Source organism: Nostoc sp. (assembly GCF_036916985.1).
Classification (GTDB): Bacteria; Cyanobacteriota; Cyanobacteriia; order Cyanobacteriales; family Nostocaceae; genus Nostoc.
In genome coordinates this window covers 1-18,229 of the sequence record NZ_JBALFD010000064.1, presented here as the reverse complement: position 1 = coordinate 18,229, position 18,229 = coordinate 1, and the positions used below count along the sequence as shown (strand labels likewise).

Genomic DNA, 18,229 nt, shown 5'->3' with positions numbered 1-18,229 from the left:
AATTAATTTTGTTATTCATACATCCACTGAGATTGCATCGAATTGTATTCAAAGATATGATGAAGAACATCAGTGGTCTGTATTTACTCCAAATAACTGATAATCTGAATGAGTTTTATTTACTACCTTATAAGGATAAGAAAGCTGACGGTTTATTCAGAAATTGGTGAATAATTTGTCATTGCAAGAAGAATGTAGTGAGGCAAAGCGATCGCAAACTACAGATGTTACGATCGCTTCATTCAGCAACTATTGGAGATGCTACCGTGTAGCGAAGGAGTATGCTTTTCTACTAAGGAACATGGATTAAATAAGATGCAAAACTTCATCCTGTTTCTAGCTTCCCTCTCCTTTATAAGGAAAGGGATTAAGGGTGAGGTAAACCAGGGATATAAATTGTATGTTATTTAATTATTATTCCTAAGAATTTTAGTAAAATTGCTTGTATTGGGATGCTCCCCATTCCATCTCAGAGAAAGGAGAAAATTTAAAGCCTCTCTCCTTCTAGGAGTCAGAATATTAAGTTGCACATTGCGTTAGCTGACAAATTTACCAAAAACATAAATATAGGAAAGATAAATAGCATTGCTATATCTCTTCCCTATTTTTAAAATGTATTCAACTGTTCTGTCAGTTGCAGAAAATTTTGTAAGTACTTAAGAGACAAAAATTCAATCTACTCTAAACCGCCTAAACCATTAGCACCAGCACCAGCCCGAATGATAGCTGCTTGTGCGCCAATATCATTATTTGTAACAGCTGCATCTAATGCTGCTGCTGCTGAAGCTACAAAAGGATTGCTGCTAGTAGAAAGATTAGTAGTATCAGGTGTGCCTGGATCTACTTCCAAAGTAGCTATAGTTTCATCGTCTGTAGCTGCTGTACCAGCACCATAAGTAGGTGTAATTGTTAAAGGGCCAGGAAAGAACGCGTTATTGGGCAAAGTTAATTCACCACTAACACTGATAGAAGCACCTGAAGCTCTAACAAGAGTTACTGCACCACGGGCTGCTGCTTGATTTGCACTTGCTGGTGCAGCCAGGATGTTACCAACGCTAACCAAACCTAACAAGCAGATGCTTCCTTTGAGAATTGCAGAAATTTTCATGATTAACAAACTCCTCGTGTTGTTTTTCTTTGCGTTTTCAATATAACCATCGCTTTCCAGAAAACTTCTCAGTAACAATACTGGAATTTTTAAAAATATCAGTGGTTATAAATTAAAAAAACTAATAGATAAAATTGTTGGCGAGAATCTCCTAAACATCAGCACAACAACAATAAAATCAATATCCAGCAAGGCTTGGATTTACTTAATGTATGTATAGAAATTGTGGTAATACTTACAAAGACTATGATTTTAGAAAGCCAAATTCCAAAAGCATTCTAGGTAAGGCTTTAGACCACTTTAAACGCAATAATTCTCTGTAAACTCTGCTTAACAATGAGTCACACATATTCAGAAATGCCCATGTCATATCTTGACGAAATCTTAAGTGCATCTTCATGGGTAATATGCTGTGGACAACGATTTGACTCCCTAGACTTATTACAGTTCTTATCTGAATGCGATATTTTGTCAGGGCACACAACTGTATGCAAGTACCATATTCCACACAGTTGAAAACACCTATAAAATATAGTTATAGGTTGGGTAGAGTGATTCTCTGAAAAAAACGCTACACGATAGTGCAAAGTAAGCGTCAGAGGCGATATCGACGACTTACTTATGCCTACGCAAAACTACAAAAATTTTAGACCCCTTGTTCCAAAGAAAGTCACTGTGTTGCGGCGGAAAATTAGCATTGCCAAAAATGGCCTTAGCGTTATGCTCAAGCACCATTTAACTTACTATGTTTATTGTCCCCCAGTTCAATGGGCTACATTTGCTGCCTTTAGGTCATTATGGCAAAATCTAAGAAAAGCGCTACCCCCATCAATCTCAGCGATCCACAATATTATCTTAACCGAGAGTTAAGCTGGCTAGAATTTAATGGCAGGGTGTTACATGAAGCCTGTGACGATCGCACACCTCTTCTGGAACGCCTCAAGTTTTTGGGAATATTTAACTCGAATTTGGATGAGTTTTTCATGGTGCGCGTTGCTGGTTTAAAGCAACAGGTAGAGGCGAAAGTTAGTCTGTTAACCCCCGATGGTCGGACACCACAACAACAGTTAGACGATATTAGGTCTACCCTCACTCCCCACGTTAAGAAACAGCACCAACATTTTGAGCAAGTACTTCGACCCTTATTAGCAAATCATGGCATCCATATTCTGGATTACATAGATTTAAATCAAAAACAGCGGACTCATATCAACAGTTATTTTGAGGAACAAGTCTTTCCTGTTTTAACTCCTTTGGCTGTTGATCCTAGTCATCCCTTTCCTTTTATTTCTAATCTCAGTCTGAATCTAGCTGTTGTGGTCAAAAACCCAGACACCGAAGAAGAATTATTTGCCAGAGTGAAAGTCCCCAGCGTCCTACCACGATTTTTACCCATACCACCAGAATTGGGAGATCAGAACAGCGACAAACCCACCAACTGGACTGGAGTACCTTTAGAACAGGTGATCGCTCATAACTTGGAATCTCTATTTCCAGGGATGAACATTCAAGAATATCATCCGTTCCGTATTACCCGTGACGCTGATTTAGTCTTAGAAGAAGATGAAGCAGATGATTTGTTGTTAGCCATTGAACAGGAATTAAGAAAACGACGGTTGGGTGGGAGTCCAGTCCGGCTAGAAATTCAATCCCAGACTCCTGAAATAGTGCGATCGCGATTATTACAAGATTTGGAATTAACAGAAAGCGATCTCTACGAAGTAGACGGTCTTTTGGGACTGCGGGATTTGATGTATTTCATGGCCTTGCCATTACCAGAACTCAAAGATCCACCACGCCAATCTGTTGTACCATTACGCCTGCAAAGGCTGAGAGAACCGAGTTTAGATCCAGATGTCTTGGAGACGGACGAAGGAAAAGACTTTTTTGCTGTGATTCGGGAAAAGGATTTACTAGTACACCATCCTTATCAATCCTTTTCGGAAACAGTGGTGCGCTTTATCACTAGTGCCGCTTATGACCCGAATGTATTAGCCATCAAGATGACCCTTTACCGGACTTCTGGTGACTCGCCCATCGTCAATGCTTTAATTGCTGCTGCCGAAAATGACAAGCAGGTATCCGTACTGGTGGAATTGAAGGCGCGATTTGATGAGGAAAATAATATTTACTGGGCAAAACGACTAGAAAGAGTTGGAGTTCATGTTGTCTATGGTTTAGTAGGGCTGAAAACCCATAGTAAAACCGTCATGGTAGTACGGCGTGAAAAAGACCGGATACGTCGCTACGTACATATTGGCACGGGTAACTATAACCCGAAGACGGCACGCCTATATACAGATTTGGGATTATTTAGTTGCCGTGAAGAATTGGGTGCTGACATCACAGATTTATTTAATTTCTTGACAGGCTACTCCCTGCAAAAGTCTTATCGAGAGTTGCTGGTTGCACCTGTGAATATGCGCGATCGCTTTTTGGCACTAATTCACCGCGAAATCGAAAATGTTCAAAATGGATTTTCTGGGCGTATAGTTGCCAAAATGAATTCCCTGGTCGATCCAGAAATTATCGCCACTCTATATGAAGCTTCCCGCGCCGGAGTGCAAATCGACTTAATTATCAGGGGCGTTTGTTGTTTGCGTCCAGGAATCAAAGACATTAGTGAAAACATTCGCATCATCAGCATTGTCGGTCGCTTTTTAGAACACTCTCGGATTTATTATTTTCATAACAATACCCAAGAGGAAATCTATATCGGTAGTGCCGACTGGATGCGCCGCAACCTAGATCGCCGAGTCGAAGTAATTACCCCAGTCAAAGACCCAGATATTGCCAAAGATTTGCAAGAAATTATGGGAATTATGCTCGCAGACAATCGCCAAGCTTGGGAATTACAAGCCGATGGCAGTTATATTCAACGTCGTCCTTATGATGATTCTCCAGAAGCTAACTCACAAAAAATTATTATGAACATGGCATTACGTTCAACTGGTATAGCCTCAAACCTGATTGAGTGAAGCAATCCAACCTGCTTCGCTGAGGTTGCAGACTTCTGCAAAGCGTTAAAAAATAAGTTACTTATACCTCAATACAGTTCAGTTAAGCTTCTCTTCCTTCTCTGACGAGACGCTGCGCGTAGCTTGCTTCTCCGTAGGAGTATGCGTCCTTTGCGGTAGCCTGCGGCAAGCCCTCCGCGTCTACGTTAATAAAAATTACTTTGACAAAGAGTAAAGCCTTAACCGAACCGTATTGACAACACTCAGTCCTGAGTGCCTCGGCAAGCGAGTAAGTAAGAAGAACTACTCAGCAATTGTGTACTTGGTACAAGCCCCGCCCCTTGTCGCGTGGTCTTTTAACTCAGCACTCAGCACTCGGAACTCAGCACTCTTCATTTATACCTTGACAACTAGCTCAACTTAGTTAATTTTGGAAAACCTGAATTTTTTGAGCGGTTGTCTAGGTTTTTTGTCATGGGTTCACGCAAGTTATTCAACCATAGGATAGAGTTAGTGCTGGTACTTGTTCCCATAAACTAGAGGGGTTACTCTGAATAAATTTGTCTTTCCCCTCAATGTTAATGTTATCCTGTGAGCTTTCTACCTTGCGTGTTCTAGTAGTTGATGACCACGAACTGACTCGTTTAACCTTACAATTGGTTTTTTCTTGCCAGGAAAACATTCAAGTAGTGGGTTTAGCCAGTAATGGTGAAGAAGCTATAGAAATGGTTAAACGTTGTCATCCTGACGTAATTGTTCTAGATTTACAAATGCCTGTCATGGATGGCTGGAGTGCGTCTAGTCACATTAAAGCTATATCTCCAAACACCCAAATCCTTGCTTACTCCTCAGTGGAAGACGTAAATTTCCAGGGTACAAAAGAAATGTCTAGCTTTGATGACGTTTGTAAGAAAGATGTACCTACAAGTGAACTTATTGCCTTAGTTAGACAATTAGGTAAGCGTGCAGGAGATGATTCAGCAGCAGGATAAGCCGATTAAGCTATGTTGCTTCGCCAACTCAGGTTTAGTTTAATTCTGGGGATTTGAGGACATGATAGTAATAAAAAGCGTCGGTATAGCCTGAAGTTGAGGGTTAAACCGACGCAATTTTTGATATTTTCTACTCTACAGGAATGGTGCGTCTAAATTCATCAATTAATTCATCTAGTTCTTCTAAAGCTTGATTTACGTCAACTCTCAAAGTTCCCAGGTTTGGTTGTTCCAGTAGGCTTAACAGGTACTCCCGTTTACTTTGAACTGCGGCAATTCGTTCTTTTATAGTCTGTAAATCCATTATTTTTTCCTATCTTTAACTACCTTTAAATTTAAAGTTAACTCAAAATCTAATATTTTGGCCACTGTACGCCCTTAGTAGTTCACTAAAGTAACTTTTCTTCGTCAGAAACTCTCTGTATCTTCCGTAACCCTACTCATACGTGTCAACTTAGAGCTAGGGCAAATTTCATTCGACCTTTTAACTACCAGATGGGAACGATGTTCTTCCCTAATTTGTTGCTCATAGCCGATGATAATAAAACTAAGGTATTCTGAATTTATACTAATTTAAGCTCATGCTACGCCAAATATCTTTGGGAACACTCGGTTTAACTATCGGCGGTATATTAACCGTCATTGGCTTCATTGCCTATGCTGATAATAATGCCACGCTCAATCTTGTCGGATTTTTTTACGGGATTCCTCTATTGTTGGGAGGGCTGGCGCTAAAAGCTAATGAACTTAAGCCAGTACCTTTTAGCCAAACGACATCACCTTCAGCATTGATACTACGCCAGCAGCAAGCAACTGAAACTCAAAATAAAATTCGCAAAGACATCACCCGATATTGCTATGGTCAAGACGCTCATCTAGATACAACACTTTCTTTTCTAGGTTTAAGTCCCACAGACCAGGAACGACCAACGGTAACAGGGTTGCGAGAAACAGAAGTGAATGGGAGCTATGCCCTAATTCTAGAATTTGATTCACCGCTAATACCATTTGATGTGTGGCAAAAAAAGCAGGAAAAAATGACCAATTATTTTGGCCCTGGATTGGAGATTCAAATAACACAGCCATCTGAAAATACAATTGAGCTAGCGCTGATTAATACTCAAAAAGAGTCCTTAGTCAGTAGTCAATAACAAAAATTATTGTTACTCTAACTCCATGCCTTTATCTACGATTTAGATAGCCGACTTCTTTAAGAAGCCGACTATCTAAGCAACTTAGGCAAGTAGTATTCCTATTGAAAAATTTATTTTTTGGGATTCTCTTAATCACTGACCAAAAAGTTACTTTTCTAAACGAACTGCATACCACTGTAAATATTGTCCAGGGCCAATATCTAATTCGCAGCTGGTGTCTAGCAAATATTGTGCTTGAGCTTCCACAGTATCAAAGTTTTGTAGGTCAGGCGACAAATCTTGAATTATGAGTTTTTGAAGAGTTGTTTCGAGCTTTTTTAATAACTCTGATAGTGTCAGAAATTGTTCTGGCTGATTTGTTTCTAGGACAACAAAATTATCCTGCTGATACATTAATGAGTCTGGCATTTTAAGGATTTAGTGAATGTAAATAGTTTTGGAAATTTTTGAAAGAATTTTTGATTATTTGTTTAGTTAAGATGGCAATTTTAATGTGCAGTCTGTAAAGAAATCCTAAGATTTAGTTGTTCAATATATTAGATAAATTTAATTTTTAGTATATTTGTATACATTTTATAAAAACACATATATTTTTTTATAACTCAATATTCTGAATACAACTAAATAAGAATTTTTACTTAATTTCTTAACTAGAGTCAATGGATAATCAAGCCTTGTACAGGCTTAATCTCAACCTTATGTAATTATACTAAACCCCAGCAAACCTTACCGGATAGACTGAATAAATTTAAGTCAGCCGATCTGAGAATTTAGTATTAGCTATCTTTTGAGGGGACTTTGGCAATTGCTTTGTTCTGTCTTACTAGGTTTCTAAAGTAACTCCAAAACTAAATGCGTAAGGTGTCTATTTGCAATTCTCAAAAAAGTTGTAATTTAACTTTAACAATTGGGAAATATAAAAGTAACATTTCCTCCCATAACCACAGCCGAACAAAAAGGTAATAATTGCCTTCGTGTTCCAATTATAGATTGTCTATGCAATTTAGTTATCTACCGCTTGCTTGGCTCAAGAACATTGAGCAGTCCATTGTCAAAAAACAGTTGATTGTGAAGCTAGACACACCTCCACCGCAAATCCTGGCATTGATGAAAATAGCGATCGCCCCCATGCGATCGACGAATTGTACAGCCTTTTTCAGGATAGTCCCGCAAGTGGAAGGCAACTCATGTCAGGCATAAGCCCATTTCCTGTTTCTACTAAGCAACCGCCACTAATTCTAGTGGCTGATGATGACAAGACCATCCGCGTATTGTTGCGTAAAGCGATGGAACAAGAAGGTTATCGAGTGGTCGAGGTCAATGATGGTAAGCAATGTTTAGATGCTTACGAGACGATCAAACCGGATATAGTTTTGCTAGATGCTGTCATGCCTGTGATGGATGGCTTTACCTGCTGTAAGCACTTGCTCCAGATTGCCAGGAATAATTTAATATCAGCCCTTGCAAACTTTGATAGTGACTCGACCCTTAACAATACGGTTATCTCCAAGATATGGGAGCGCACTCCCATTTTGATGATCACATGCTTGGATGATGAGGATTCCGTAAACCGTGCTTTTGACGCTGGTGCAACTGATTACGTTACTAAGCCAATTCACTGGCCTGTATTGCGCCAGCGATTACGCCGACTGTTACAGCAAGCGCAAGTATACAAACAATTAGAGGCGGCAAACGAAGCTTTGCATCACCTGGCCAATGTAGATGGCTTAACTGAGTTGGCTAATCGTCGCCGCTTTGACGATTATCTGAATACTCAGTGGATTAATCTCGCACAAGAGGGATCTCCTCTGTCGATGATCTTGTGTGATATCGACTTTTTTAAATTTTATAACGATAGATATGGTCATCCAGCTGGCGATGTCTGTTTACAAAAGGTGGGTGCTGTGTTAAGCCTTAAGGCACAAAAACATCAGGATTTAGTAGCGCGTTATGGTGGCGAAGAATTTGCTGTGATTATGCCATATACTCCTGCATCTGGCGCACTTCACGTTGCTGCAACGATACAAGCGGGAATCAAAGATTTGCAAATTGTTCATGACGGATCTCTGGTGAGTGAGCATGTCACCATAAGTATGGGCGTGGCAACTGTTGTCCCCACTTGGGAATCCTCAGCTTCGGATTTGATTGTGCTGGCAGATAAAGCACTATATCAAGCAAAGGCCGGGGGGCGCGATCGCTTTGTCTCAAGTTTGTGAATTAGTCATTGGTCATTACCTAAGAAGGATAAACTGGTAGTGTGAAGTGAAACCATGCTCCGTTATTGGGGGCAGAGTCTACCCAAATTTGGCCATAATGTGCTAAGACGATACGTTGGCATAGACAAAGACCAATGCCGTAACCTTCTGTACCTTCATCCCGTTGCAGGCGGAAGTGGTTTTCAAAGATGCGATCGCGATTCTCTACAGGAATACCAGGCCCGGTATCACCAATACTAAACTGAACTTTTTGGGTAGTGCGGTGTAATCCAGCAATGCTAATCTTGCCACCTTCTGGCGTATATTTGATGGCATTATCCAACAGATTTACTAGCACTTGCCGGATGCGTTCTGGGTCAGCATATACATAAGGTAAGTCATTGGGAATATCCGTTTCTACCTCTTGGGATTTGGCGGTATAGCGATCGCACAATTCTTCTAGTACATCTAAACACAATTTACCTAGCTGCACTTTTTGTGGTAGAATAGGAAACTCTGTATCTTTACCACGACCTACCTGCAAAAGGTCGGCAATCATCCGATCGATAACCTTAGTTTGATTACGGGCTTGTTTTAAGAGATGTGCGGTCAAGGATGGTTTGAGGCGTTGAAATTGACCTGTATCTAAATTGTAGTTAGATTGAAGAGTTTCTATGGCGATCGCGGCAGCAGTTAACGGATTGCGGAGATCGTGCGCCAGCATTGCAATCACCCGATCTTTAAACTGTAACTGCTCTTGGAGGTTATCTTTTTCCTGTTTCAAGCGAAAAATTTCGTCTGAGAGTCGGATTAGTTCAGCAGAAACAGCAACAGAACGGATAGTAGATTTGGGTGATGTGACCCTTGCAGTATCATCTATACGTTCTTGTAAGTCTTCTTGTAATTTTAAATAGGCGTCTACAGCAACTTGCCAGCGAGGCCACCAGTTTTTCAATTGCGCTATGATATTACTCCCAGCTAAAACCTGTCGTGGTTCGGGATGAATTTTGATTAAAGCTGGCGTTGCTACTAATTTAAAGTGTTCTGCTAGGTAAGGTTGTTGTCCAACATCAATAGTTTGAAGTTCAAAACTATACTCAGCCTGCAATTCTTTTAAGTAAGCACGTATTCGCTGTACCTGTTGGCGGGACTTGGGGCGTCCATCGACAAACAGCAGCAGTTGGAGTGGAGCCTCAGAATGAATCGGCTGATCCTGGGAAACTTGCATGTAATCGTGTTTCAGCACTGGTAACAACCCGGTGACGCTTTACAGAAAGTAAAATAGACTGACGGTTGTCGATGGTCGTTGTTTTTCTTCTTAATATATATTTTAGATTTTCATACTCCTATCCGATCTGCATTTTTGACATCAGATACATATTTTTCAGCCTTTTGGCTAACTTCATCTCCAAGAAACACCCAAGCCCCTTGAATATAAGTCTTAATTTGCCCTGAATTAAAAATTTTCGCCAGAGTTAGCAGGTGAAAACGTTATTACTATGTCAAATCGGTTAGTGAGGCAGCCTGTCAATTCGAGTACTTGCTTTGAATAAGCAATCACCCAAGTAAACACAGATGCTAATTGTATCTAATTTATCAGGAAGCTGTTAACTGTTCAGACCAATTTTGTAGAGGGTTTTCTCAACCGCCAGTGATTCGATGAAGTGTCTTTTTTGCCTGCCTTTACCTAATCTTACTAATGATTGGTAAAATAGCGATAGCTAATTGTGTACTGTCTCTATAAATTGCGAAGCACACCTTATGTCCAGCTTTGTCCTTTAAAAACTACCATCCTTCCTAGAAGAACAGGGGATGGGTTAGTAAGGAAAAGCTTTAGATAACATAGAGGCGATGCCTACGGCGGTAAACTACGCACTTTTAGAGAAAGCACTCACTGCTTTCGAGGCTGTCAAGAAACTCTTGACAATAGCACAAGTAGCATTTTCCCTAGAAAATCAATTTAGAGATGCTAGGAAAACTGCTGCGACACTCAGCTACTTTGCTTATTACCCCAGTTGCCAAGAATAATGAACTTACGCTAAGTTCCTGGAATTGCTTAACACTGGCATTTTCCAGAGATTGCCTTACTCAGCTTACCATCGTTAGATGAATAATTTCCAAAATTGATTGTAAGCCAGCGTTAGCGAACTTGATTTCCCCTCCTTGGGTGAGGCTAGGGGGGCTTTAGTCCTAGTCTATCACTTCAGTTGCTTGGCGTAGGCTTTGCCCGCCGTAGGCATCGCATTACAACTAGTGCATCTGCAACCAGATTAAAGCTAGTCATGCACTCTAGCAATGGAATATTTTAGACAGTTATCTAAAATATTGGAAAGGGCGCGACCTATTGATTCACAATCTAGTATTGATCAGTTCGTAGTCGGTGGCTTTAGCCTTGATCTAAGAACTAAACTTTCTCCGAACTCCCAAATCATAAAACTCTTATCTAGCAAGAATTTCAGCTTTATTTCTTTTTTTTTTCAAAAATGTTAGTTTTCCAGAATTTTAGGGAATTCTATAAGTAAGCATGGGAATTATAAAAACCTAATGGCTGTAAAACAAAGACAATACGGTAGCTTTTGCTACCGTTTACTCATTTTTGGAGATATTATCTTCACCAACATAGACATTTACGAAGAAGACGCCGCGAGTCGGTAGTGTCTTTTGGTGATCTGAATGATGGGACTTACGCAAACAGTAGTCGAAGTCCTAATTTTATGATGTGTGGTAGTGGCATTGTGACATTCAGGAGTGCTGAGTAAATAAGTGAGATTCCCCATTCGGAACGGGCTAAACCTTAGCTATCCGCAAACGGAACTGTCTTTGCCCAATGCCCATTTAATGAACAGTCTGCGCTAGGGTAGGAATTGAAACTCAATTTGTGATTTCCTGTGCTTCCCTGTAAACGTCCAGCTGTATTTCTAATTTGGGCTGTTCTACTCACTTCCTTAACAGCCTGTGCTAACAGTCCAGTCGCCAAAAACCTAGAGCAATCTTTGGCAGCAGATCCGAAACTGCAAAGCAATCCAGTTGTCTTTGGAGAATCTCAGGTTAACCAACCACAAGCACAGCAAAACCAATCAACAGTCCAGTTACCAGCTGATTTTCCTAAAGATATTCCCCTATATTCCAATGCCAAACTAGAGGAAGTTACACCTGCTAGCAGTTCAGAAAATAAAATCTCAACTCGTTGGTTGAGTTCTGACCCCAGCAACTTTATTGCTAGCTTTTATCGCAGCCAGTTTCAAACAAATAATTGGCAGATTTTGCAACAGCCAACAGATGATGCAGGGGGCGCTTTTGAGGCACGTCGTAACGATTTGCTGTTGAAGATTTCCATTCAGCCTAAATCAGTTACTAACGCCACACCGAATCAACCCCAAACGGCTACTGAATTACTGATTGATTACGTACCCAATAGTCCTGCAACGGCACAACCTGCCCCAACTACAAATCCTGGCGAAACTACTAACGCCATTTCTCCTCAACCAGGAAATCCCCAGTTCATTGGCCCAATACCACCTGCAAACTTAGCAGTACAGACACCAAGTACGGCTAATAACCAAACAATCCCGACAGCAACACCTGAATCTCAGGTATTCAACGATCTTAATATTGTACCGCAAGAATGGCGGCAACATATCCAAGACTTGGCTACATTAGGTGTTTTGTCTTTAGAGCCAAAGACAATTAAAAGCAACTCTACTATTAGTACTACTAAACAGTTTGAACCGAGTAAAATCGTTACACATCGGGAATATGCCCGTTGGCTAATTGCTGCTAATAATGCTATGTATGCCAGCAATCCAGCTAAACAAATTCGCTTGGCATCAGAAAGTACTCAACCAGTTTTTAGTGATTTATCGGCAAAAGACCCTGATTTTCCTGCTATTCAGGGATTAGCGGAAGCTGGATTAATTCCCAGTCCTTTGTCTGGAGACTCGACAGTAGTTTTGTTTCGTCCTGATGCACCCCTAACGCGGGAACAGTTACTACTGTGGAAATTACCCCTAGATACTCGCCAAGCTTTACCCTCTGCTAACTTAGATACAGTCAAACAAACCTGGGGTTTCCAAGATGCAGCGCGAATTGACCCCAAGGCTTTAAGAGCAGTGTTGGCTGATTACCAAAATAGCGAACAATCGAATATTCGGCGGGTGTTTGGTTATACGACTCTGTTTCAACCCAAAAAATCAGTAACGCGTGCTGAGGCTGCTATGGCTTTGTGGTACTTTGGCACTCAGGGTGAGGGTGTATCGGCTGCTGAGGCTGTGAAGTTAAAGAGAAGTTAAAAAGCAGTTACTTTAGCCTAAACATAAAAGTGAGCAATTACAACCTTTTAGGTAGTAAATTTTGCTATTTCTTTGTAAAATCCCGATTTTTGATGAAGAAAATGTAAATCTAAGTATTTTCAGCGTTTTTATCTGTGTTTTATGAATTTTTAAGGCATAGTTTAAGTATAATAACGCAGAATAGCTCAATAAAGGTACTTAGTTTTGAATTGGGGATTGAGGATTAGGGACTGGGACAATTTTCATGGGGATTCAAACCCCAACCAAATTGGGAAAAATTATTTTTCCCAATCCCCAGTACTCAGTCCCAGAGCTACTATTACTCACCTTTTTGCTGTGCTGTACTACTTCGTAGAAGCAAGCTACGCGTAGCGTGTTGTAGAGAAGTTGAGGAATTCTCGGCGCGACCCATTGAAGTAACTCAAAGGACAATTTGTCAGACTATCGCCCTTTTATCACTTTTCAGCAGACCAAAAAATACCACGGATAAAACAAATATGAAAAAACAAGCTGTCGCAGTCGGATTTGTTCTATTTTCTTTCATGTTGCCGACCAAAGCCTCGGCTGCGAGTTTCGATCAGCTTTATGTATTTGGCGATAGTCTTTCTGATACAGGTAATATATACAATGCTAGCGGCCAAACATATCCTCCAAGCCCACCTTACTTTGAAGGACGTTTTTCTAATGGGCGAAACTGGGTGGATTATCTTGGAAATCAACTAGGATTACAGCCCACTTTAGTAACTGATATAAATTTCACTACTATTCCTCCCACACCAATTCCTACCCAAGGGATAAACTTCGCTTTCGGTGGTGCTACCTCTGGTTTAGATAACGCTGTCTTTCCCAATCAAGGTTTACCGGGAGTTCTCAAACAAGTCTCTGATTTTGCTGGAATTTTGCAAGCAACTAATCAAACTGCCGATCCCAATGCACTTTATACATTGTGGGCAGGTGCGAATGATTTCCTTTTTGTTAATCCTGGAGACTCGGCTACGCCAATCAGTAATATATCGCAGGCGTTGAATACTCTAGTAGGGATCGGCGCGAAAAATATTGTGGTATTTAACTTGCCAGATTTAGGACAGGTACCAGGGGCTAATAAAGATGGTCGCAACCCTACAACTCTTAGTAATTCGACTAGTGCGTTTAACTTAGGTTTAGGACAAACTGTAAGCGGTTTGAGTCAAAACCCTAATCTCAACATTAGTTATATTGATACTAATTCTTTATTTAGTCAGGCAAGCACATTCGGTTTTACAAATGTAACTGAGTCTTGTCTAGATAGGCTAGATATATGTAATCCAGTGAACAACAATTTTCTCTTTTGGGACGATTTTCACCCAACAACCGCTGGTCATAGGGTGATAGCAGAAACGGTATTGGCGGCAATTGAGGCTAAGTCTGTTCCTGAACCCTCAATAAACTTGGGGATTTTAGCTCTTGGTGCTTTTGGCGCGGTAGGAGTGTTGAAGCGTCAACAAAAAAGATCGGCACTTGTCTCAGCAGGTCGGGTTGTTGATGCACAATGATCTCATATAACAGTTGAAAACTAAACTAATCGATGTGAGATTGCGATCGCTGATTGGAAATACTTGAATAATTAGCCATGCACCATTCTCCGAGTGGTGTAGAAGCTGAGATTAACCAGTTATTGATGCAACGATTTACGGCGCTGGGTGTGGAAGTCTGGTGCGTAGTGTGCTGCTTGTTTGGCATTTCCCACCCAAAATACACATGGATATGAAATTGCTCATTTAGGAGCGATCGCTAATTGTATCGATTTGTTAAAAGCTTTCTGCGAAACTGAGTTTGAGTGATTTATCGAGGCTTTGATTTGAAGGAGCGATCGCATATCAACCCAAAATTGCGTGAATTTTCTGGTTGTCGAAAATGCGCGTAGGCGTAGCCCGTCGTAGACATCGCACAGCAACATTATTCCTACTGTTGATGTCGTGCGATCGCGATGCCTACGGCTGTAAACTACGCCATATCTCTAGATTAGGCATTAAATGTATAATTGCTGAATGCTTCGTATATTTATTTACTGGTTAAAACTATTAAATGATTACCGTTACACCAGAGGAAATTAGTCAGTTTCGCAGACAGTTGGCGAATAGTCCTGAAGCTTTAACAGCATTAGATACCATAGAAGAGTGTGAAGGCTATTTAGACGATGCAGTTGCACTGCTTGTTATGCGCGAGACTGCACAAGAAGCAGATAGAGGATTAAATGATTGGCTGGAAAAATGCCGCCAATTTTTCTGTCAGGAGGAAGTTAGAGAAGCTTTGGAATCTGGATTGCTTGCTCCAGCGATAGAAGCGATCGCAATTGGTGTTCCGATTCCTCCAGGTATGGCAACTGCACTGAGTATTTGTGTGTTTAAGTTAGGGGCAAAGAAATTTTGCGGTGTAAATAAACCTGATGCTTAAACTCCTGTTGCAGTAAAGGCTGCCCAGTGGTAAGGATTTGCAAATGGCAAGGATTGTCCTTGCCTGATGCGTTTCAGATATTCTTGAAATAATAAACGTTGTCCGGGTCGCATTTGTGCTAACGTTGTCGCAATTTGCGGCTTATATTGCTCCAAAACTATTTCAAATTCTTCTATGGTTAAATTCCGTAGCCATTGTTGAGCTTGATTGAGTGCTATGGAGACACTATTTATTGTTTGCAGGTTTTCATAAAATTTCATCATCAAAAATGCTGTAGATAAATCGCTGACAGTCCACAAACTACTGACTACAGCTTGACTACCTGCTAACAGAAAACCGCTAGGTAAACCAATGTATTCGTCACTGGTATTTTTAGAATCAATCAATCCAGTTTCGCAAGCGGAAAGGGTAACGAGGCGGCATTTTGCTAATTTGAGACTGAATATTCTATCTAAAGTCAGGCATTTTTCTAAATCGTGGGTTTCCCCTGCTCGTAAATTCAGGTAACGTTCGGAGTCGGGTTTTGTTGGAGTGTCTGCGATGGGTGCATTTGCCAAAATTAAGGCTGAATTACCGGGGTTTGTTAAGTTAAAATACCCGTGACAGCTAAAGTGGGCGCAATGGTAAGTATTTAAGTCAGTATTATTAATTGCTGTGAGTGTCGCTGCTGTTTTTTTCAGAACGTTGGAAGTATTAAAGTAGCTTTGAATAACTTGTACTTCTAAATCGGTGTAATTCAGGTCTTCTGTAGGATTTTGAATTGCAAACAGAGATTGAAAATCAGGACGTTTGCGCTGTTGTACTTGTTGCAGTAGTTGACAACTGGGTGCATAGCTCACACCACCAGCAAATAAATCCAGAAGACAAGACGAATTTTCAGAATTTTGATTTATTGGAATTGCATGAAGGGGGAATAAGTGCAGGAACCGATGGGGAATTAGGATGAGTTGATCGCAGTGCTTTGGTATCTGGGTTAGTATTTTATCAATGTGCAGAATCGAAGCTAATTCTTTGAGTGCTTTCCCTAAGTTATTTCGCCATTGTTTTTTTTGAGTGTAGTAGTTCTGCAAATATTGAATTATCCAATCAGTCAAAGCTTTTCTATCTTCTGGCTGGGATTGCCAAATAGTTACCTCTCTTTGTTTTGTGACAATAAACGCCAGAATTTTATTGTTGAGAATATACCACTCGATAATGGCTGTATGCTCATCCAAAGAAGCTTGGAAGGAGTCGAATTTGAAACCATAACCAACAGGTAAGTATTGGTTTTGCAATTCATTACGCTGCTTTCGCAACTGTTGGAGATGTTGTGCAAGGACTTTGGGATTTTCAGCTTTGCCATTTTGGATTTGATATTGTCCTACGGCTATTTCATCCCTGTATTTTTCTAATTGAGTGAATACTTCTGGAGGAAAGATGGTTTTAGAGTCACGTTCGAGAATTTGTTCAACTAAATAGCGAGTTTTACTACGTTCAACATATTCAATTGCTTGGGTGATATTATCTAATTCCAGGCAAACTTCTACCATGCCGCTATAAACTTCGTTAAAGTGTTCCGCTTGTTTGCGTTTGCTCTCTTCTCCAGATACTATTTCTTCTCGTAAAGATTCTATAGTGGCAATGGCAGATTTAAACTTATCGTAAGCTGAGGTAAACTGGTTTGTGTTTTGGTAAGCAATTCCCAGTCCCCACAAAGATCCTACATGGTTTTGAGGCAAACCCTCTCTTGTGTAGACAGTTAAAGCAGCACTATAAGCTGCGATTGCATTTTCGATATTCTCTGCCTTGTCTCCTTTGATTCTATCGCTGTAGGCATCAGCGAGATTATTTTGCGTTCCTGCCCAATATTGAGGCAAAGCTTCTCTTGTGTAGACAGTTAAAGCAGCACTATAAGCTGCGATTGCATTTTCGATATTCTCTGCCTTGTCTCCTTTGATTCTATCGCTGTAGGCAGCAGCAAGATTATTTTGCGTCATTGCCCAAAATTGAGGCAAAGCTTCAGGAGTTCTGAGAGTTAAAGCAGCACTATAAGCCGCGATCGCATTTTCAATGTTATTTGCCTTGTCTCCTTTGATTCTATTGCTGTAGGCAAGTCCGAGATTATTTTGCGTCATTGCCCATTCAAAAGGCAAAGCTTCTCTTGTGTAGACAGTTAAAGCCGCAGTATAAGCAGCGATCGCATTTTCAATGTTATTTGCCTTGTCTCCTTTGATTCTCTCCCTGTAGGCAAGTCCGAGATTATTTTGCGTCATTGCCCAATCTTGAGGCAAAGCTTCAGGAGTTCTGACAGTTAAAGCAGCACTATAAGCTGCGATCGCATTTTCAATGTTATCTGCCTTGTCTCCTTTGATTCTATCGCTGTAGGCAATTGCGAGATTATTTTGCGTTGCTGCCCAATCTTGAGGCAAAGCTTCAGGAGTTCTGACAGTTAAAGCCGCAGTATAAGCAGCGATCGCATTTTCGATGTTATCTGCCTTGTCTCCTTTGATTTTATAGCTGTAGGCAAGTCCGAGATTATTTTGCGTTGCTGCCCAATCTTGAGGCAAAGCTTCAGGAGTTCTGACGGTTAAAGCCGCAGTATAAGCAGTGATCGCATTTTCGATGTTATCTGCTCTGTCTCCTTTTATTCTATGGCTGTAGGCAGCAGCGAGATTATTTTGCGTTGCTGCCCAATATTGAGGCAAAGCTTCTCTGGTGTAGACACCTAAAGCCGCAGTATAAGCAGCGATCGCATTTTCGATGTTATCTGCCTTGTCTCCTTTGATTCTATTGCTGTAGGCAAGTCCGAGATTATTTTGCGTCATTGCCCAATCTTGAGGCAAAGCTTCTCTGGTGTAGACACCTAAAGCCGCAGTATAAGCAGCGATCGCATTTTCGATGTTATCTGCCTTGTCTCCTTTGATTCTATAGCTGTAGGCAGCAGCGAGATTATTTTGCGTTGTTGCCCATTCAAAAGGCAAAGCTTCTCTGGTGTGGATACCTAAAGCCGCAGTATAAGCCGCAATTGCATTTTCGATGTTATCTGCCTTGTCTCCTTTGATTCTATAGCTGTAGGCAGCAGCGAGATTATTTTGCGTTGTTGCCCATTCAAAAGGCAAAGC

General features: G+C 40.8%; 16 protein-coding genes and 1 pseudogene. 11 read left to right on the top strand and 6 right to left on the bottom strand.

Going from position 1 to position 18,229, the window contains the following annotated elements; translation table 11 throughout:
- Nucleotides 1–166 precede the first annotated feature (166 nt).
- Entirely contained in the window at nucleotides 167–310 is a 144-nt protein-coding gene (locus V7L07_RS21300; protein ID WP_335060889.1) for a hypothetical protein, read from the top strand.
- 366 nt (nucleotides 311–676) lie between these two features.
- Here V7L07_RS21300 and V7L07_RS21295 read toward each other — a convergent pair whose 3' ends face one another.
- Nucleotides 677–1,108, bottom strand: a complete 432-nt coding sequence (locus tag V7L07_RS21295; RefSeq protein WP_335060888.1) for a hypothetical protein — start codon at nucleotides 1,106–1,108, stop codon at nucleotides 677–679.
- Nucleotides 1,109–1,905: 797 nt separating this feature from the next.
- Between V7L07_RS21295 and ppk1 the strand changes: the two genes are divergently transcribed.
- The gene (gene ppk1, locus V7L07_RS21290; RefSeq protein ID WP_335060887.1) at nucleotides 1,906–4,086 is read left to right on the top strand and encodes a polyphosphate kinase 1; all 2,181 of its coding nucleotides are present in this window, start codon (nucleotides 1,906–1,908) and stop codon (nucleotides 4,084–4,086) included.
- 554 nt (nucleotides 4,087–4,640) lie between these two features.
- The gene (locus V7L07_RS21285; protein WP_335060886.1) at nucleotides 4,641–5,057 is read left to right on the top strand and encodes a response regulator; all 417 of its coding nucleotides are present in this window, start codon (nucleotides 4,641–4,643) and stop codon (nucleotides 5,055–5,057) included.
- Nucleotides 5,058–5,187: 130 nt separating this feature from the next.
- Here the strand turns inward: V7L07_RS21285 and V7L07_RS21280 are convergent, their stop codons facing one another.
- Entirely contained in the window at nucleotides 5,188–5,361 is a 174-nt protein-coding gene (locus tag V7L07_RS21280) for a hypothetical protein (RefSeq protein ID WP_335060885.1), read from the bottom strand.
- A gap of 277 nt (nucleotides 5,362–5,638) precedes the next feature.
- Here V7L07_RS21280 and V7L07_RS21275 point away from each other — a divergent pair, with 277 nt between their 5' ends.
- Complete coding sequence (locus tag V7L07_RS21275; protein WP_292849317.1) at nucleotides 5,639–6,208, top strand: DUF2854 domain-containing protein; 570 nt, start codon at nucleotides 5,639–5,641, stop codon at nucleotides 6,206–6,208.
- A 150-nt stretch (nucleotides 6,209–6,358) separates the two neighbouring features.
- Here the strand turns inward: V7L07_RS21275 and V7L07_RS21270 are convergent, their stop codons facing one another.
- Nucleotides 6,359–6,619 carry a chlororespiratory reduction protein 7 gene (locus V7L07_RS21270; RefSeq protein WP_335060884.1) on the bottom strand — a complete coding sequence of 87 codons (261 nt, stop codon included), beginning with the start codon at nucleotides 6,617–6,619 and terminating at the stop codon, nucleotides 6,359–6,361.
- Nucleotides 6,620–7,207: 588 nt separating this feature from the next.
- On the opposite strand from V7L07_RS21270, the gene V7L07_RS21265 reads away from it, so the two are divergent.
- Together V7L07_RS21265 and V7L07_RS21260 are read left to right on the top strand one after the other, a co-directional pair.
- The gene (locus V7L07_RS21265; RefSeq protein WP_335060883.1) at nucleotides 7,208–7,411 is read left to right on the top strand and encodes a hypothetical protein; all 204 of its coding nucleotides are present in this window, start codon (nucleotides 7,208–7,210) and stop codon (nucleotides 7,409–7,411) included.
- Nucleotides 7,399–8,427 carry a PleD family two-component system response regulator gene (locus V7L07_RS21260; RefSeq protein ID WP_335060882.1) on the top strand — a complete coding sequence of 343 codons (1,029 nt, stop codon included), beginning with the start codon at nucleotides 7,399–7,401 and terminating at the stop codon, nucleotides 8,425–8,427. The genes V7L07_RS21265 and V7L07_RS21260 overlap by 13 nt, the downstream gene beginning before the upstream one ends.
- A gap of 19 nt (nucleotides 8,428–8,446) precedes the next feature.
- On the opposite strand, the gene V7L07_RS21255 is transcribed toward V7L07_RS21260, so the two are convergent.
- Nucleotides 8,447–9,652 carry a histidine kinase gene (locus V7L07_RS21255; RefSeq protein ID WP_335060881.1) on the bottom strand — a complete coding sequence of 402 codons (1,206 nt, stop codon included), beginning with the start codon at nucleotides 9,650–9,652 and terminating at the stop codon, nucleotides 8,447–8,449.
- 605 nt (nucleotides 9,653–10,257) lie between these two features.
- Between V7L07_RS21255 and V7L07_RS21250 the strand changes: the two genes are divergently transcribed.
- From V7L07_RS21250 to V7L07_RS21240, 3 genes are all read left to right on the top strand, one after another.
- Nucleotides 10,258–10,434 (top strand): hypothetical protein, encoded by a 177-nt coding sequence (locus V7L07_RS21250; protein WP_335060880.1) that lies wholly within the window; start codon nucleotides 10,258–10,260, stop codon nucleotides 10,432–10,434.
- 860 nt (nucleotides 10,435–11,294) lie between these two features.
- Nucleotides 11,295–12,695 (top strand): S-layer homology domain-containing protein, encoded by a 1,401-nt coding sequence (locus V7L07_RS21245; RefSeq protein ID WP_335060879.1) that lies wholly within the window; start codon nucleotides 11,295–11,297, stop codon nucleotides 12,693–12,695.
- Between the two features lie 497 nt (nucleotides 12,696–13,192).
- Nucleotides 13,193–14,227, top strand: a complete 1,035-nt coding sequence (locus V7L07_RS21240; protein WP_335060878.1) for an SGNH/GDSL hydrolase family protein — start codon at nucleotides 13,193–13,195, stop codon at nucleotides 14,225–14,227.
- 25 nt (nucleotides 14,228–14,252) lie between these two features.
- Here the strand turns inward: V7L07_RS21240 and V7L07_RS21235 are convergent, their stop codons facing one another.
- Nucleotides 14,253–14,414, bottom strand: coding sequence for a hypothetical protein (locus V7L07_RS21235; protein WP_335060877.1), 162 nt, complete (start codon nucleotides 14,412–14,414; stop codon nucleotides 14,253–14,255).
- Here V7L07_RS21235 and V7L07_RS21230 point away from each other — a divergent pair.
- Both V7L07_RS21230 and V7L07_RS21225 read left to right on the top strand, forming a co-directional pair.
- Nucleotides 14,399–14,515: pseudogene (locus tag V7L07_RS21230) on the top strand (M42 family peptidase); the annotation flags it as partial. The gene V7L07_RS21235 and the pseudogene V7L07_RS21230 sit on opposite strands and share 16 nt — an antisense overlap.
- 244 nt (nucleotides 14,516–14,759) lie before the next feature.
- Nucleotides 14,760–15,128, top strand: coding sequence for a hypothetical protein (locus V7L07_RS21225; RefSeq protein ID WP_335060876.1), 369 nt, complete (start codon nucleotides 14,760–14,762; stop codon nucleotides 15,126–15,128).
- Here V7L07_RS21225 and V7L07_RS21220 read toward each other — a convergent pair.
- On the bottom strand, nucleotides 15,125–18,229 hold a 3,105-nt coding region (locus V7L07_RS21220; protein ID WP_335060875.1), incomplete at its 5' end, for a CHAT domain-containing protein. The two genes, V7L07_RS21225 and V7L07_RS21220, sit on opposite strands and share 4 nt — an antisense overlap.

Excerpts from the sequence above, each read along its gene's own strand:
- V7L07_RS21275 (WP_292849317.1), top strand. The coding sequence starts at position 5,639 with ATGCTACGCCAAATATCTTTGGGAACACTCGGTTTAACTATCGGCGGT.
- V7L07_RS21225 (WP_335060876.1), top strand. The coding sequence starts at position 14,760 with ATGATTACCGTTACACCAGAGGAAATTAGTCAGTTTCGCAGACAGTTG.
- ppk1 (WP_335060887.1), top strand. The coding sequence starts at position 1,906 with ATGGCAAAATCTAAGAAAAGCGCTACCCCCATCAATCTCAGCGATCCA.
- V7L07_RS21280 (WP_335060885.1), bottom strand. The coding sequence starts at position 5,361 with ATGGATTTACAGACTATAAAAGAACGAATTGCCGCAGTTCAAAGTAAA.
- V7L07_RS21235 (WP_335060877.1), bottom strand. The coding sequence starts at position 14,414 with ATGCCAAACAAGCAGCACACTACGCACCAGACTTCCACACCCAGCGCC.
- V7L07_RS21260 (WP_335060882.1), top strand. The coding sequence starts at position 7,399 with ATGTCAGGCATAAGCCCATTTCCTGTTTCTACTAAGCAACCGCCACTA.
- V7L07_RS21270 (WP_335060884.1), bottom strand. The coding sequence starts at position 6,619 with ATGCCAGACTCATTAATGTATCAGCAGGATAATTTTGTTGTCCTAGAA.
- V7L07_RS21240 (WP_335060878.1), top strand. The coding sequence starts at position 13,193 with ATGAAAAAACAAGCTGTCGCAGTCGGATTTGTTCTATTTTCTTTCATG.
- V7L07_RS21265 (WP_335060883.1), top strand. The coding sequence starts at position 7,208 with ATGCAATTTAGTTATCTACCGCTTGCTTGGCTCAAGAACATTGAGCAG.
- V7L07_RS21250 (WP_335060880.1), top strand. The coding sequence starts at position 10,258 with ATGCCTACGGCGGTAAACTACGCACTTTTAGAGAAAGCACTCACTGCT.
- V7L07_RS21295 (WP_335060888.1), bottom strand. The coding sequence starts at position 1,108 with ATGAAAATTTCTGCAATTCTCAAAGGAAGCATCTGCTTGTTAGGTTTG.
- V7L07_RS21285 (WP_335060886.1), top strand. The coding sequence starts at position 4,641 with ATGTTAATGTTATCCTGTGAGCTTTCTACCTTGCGTGTTCTAGTAGTT.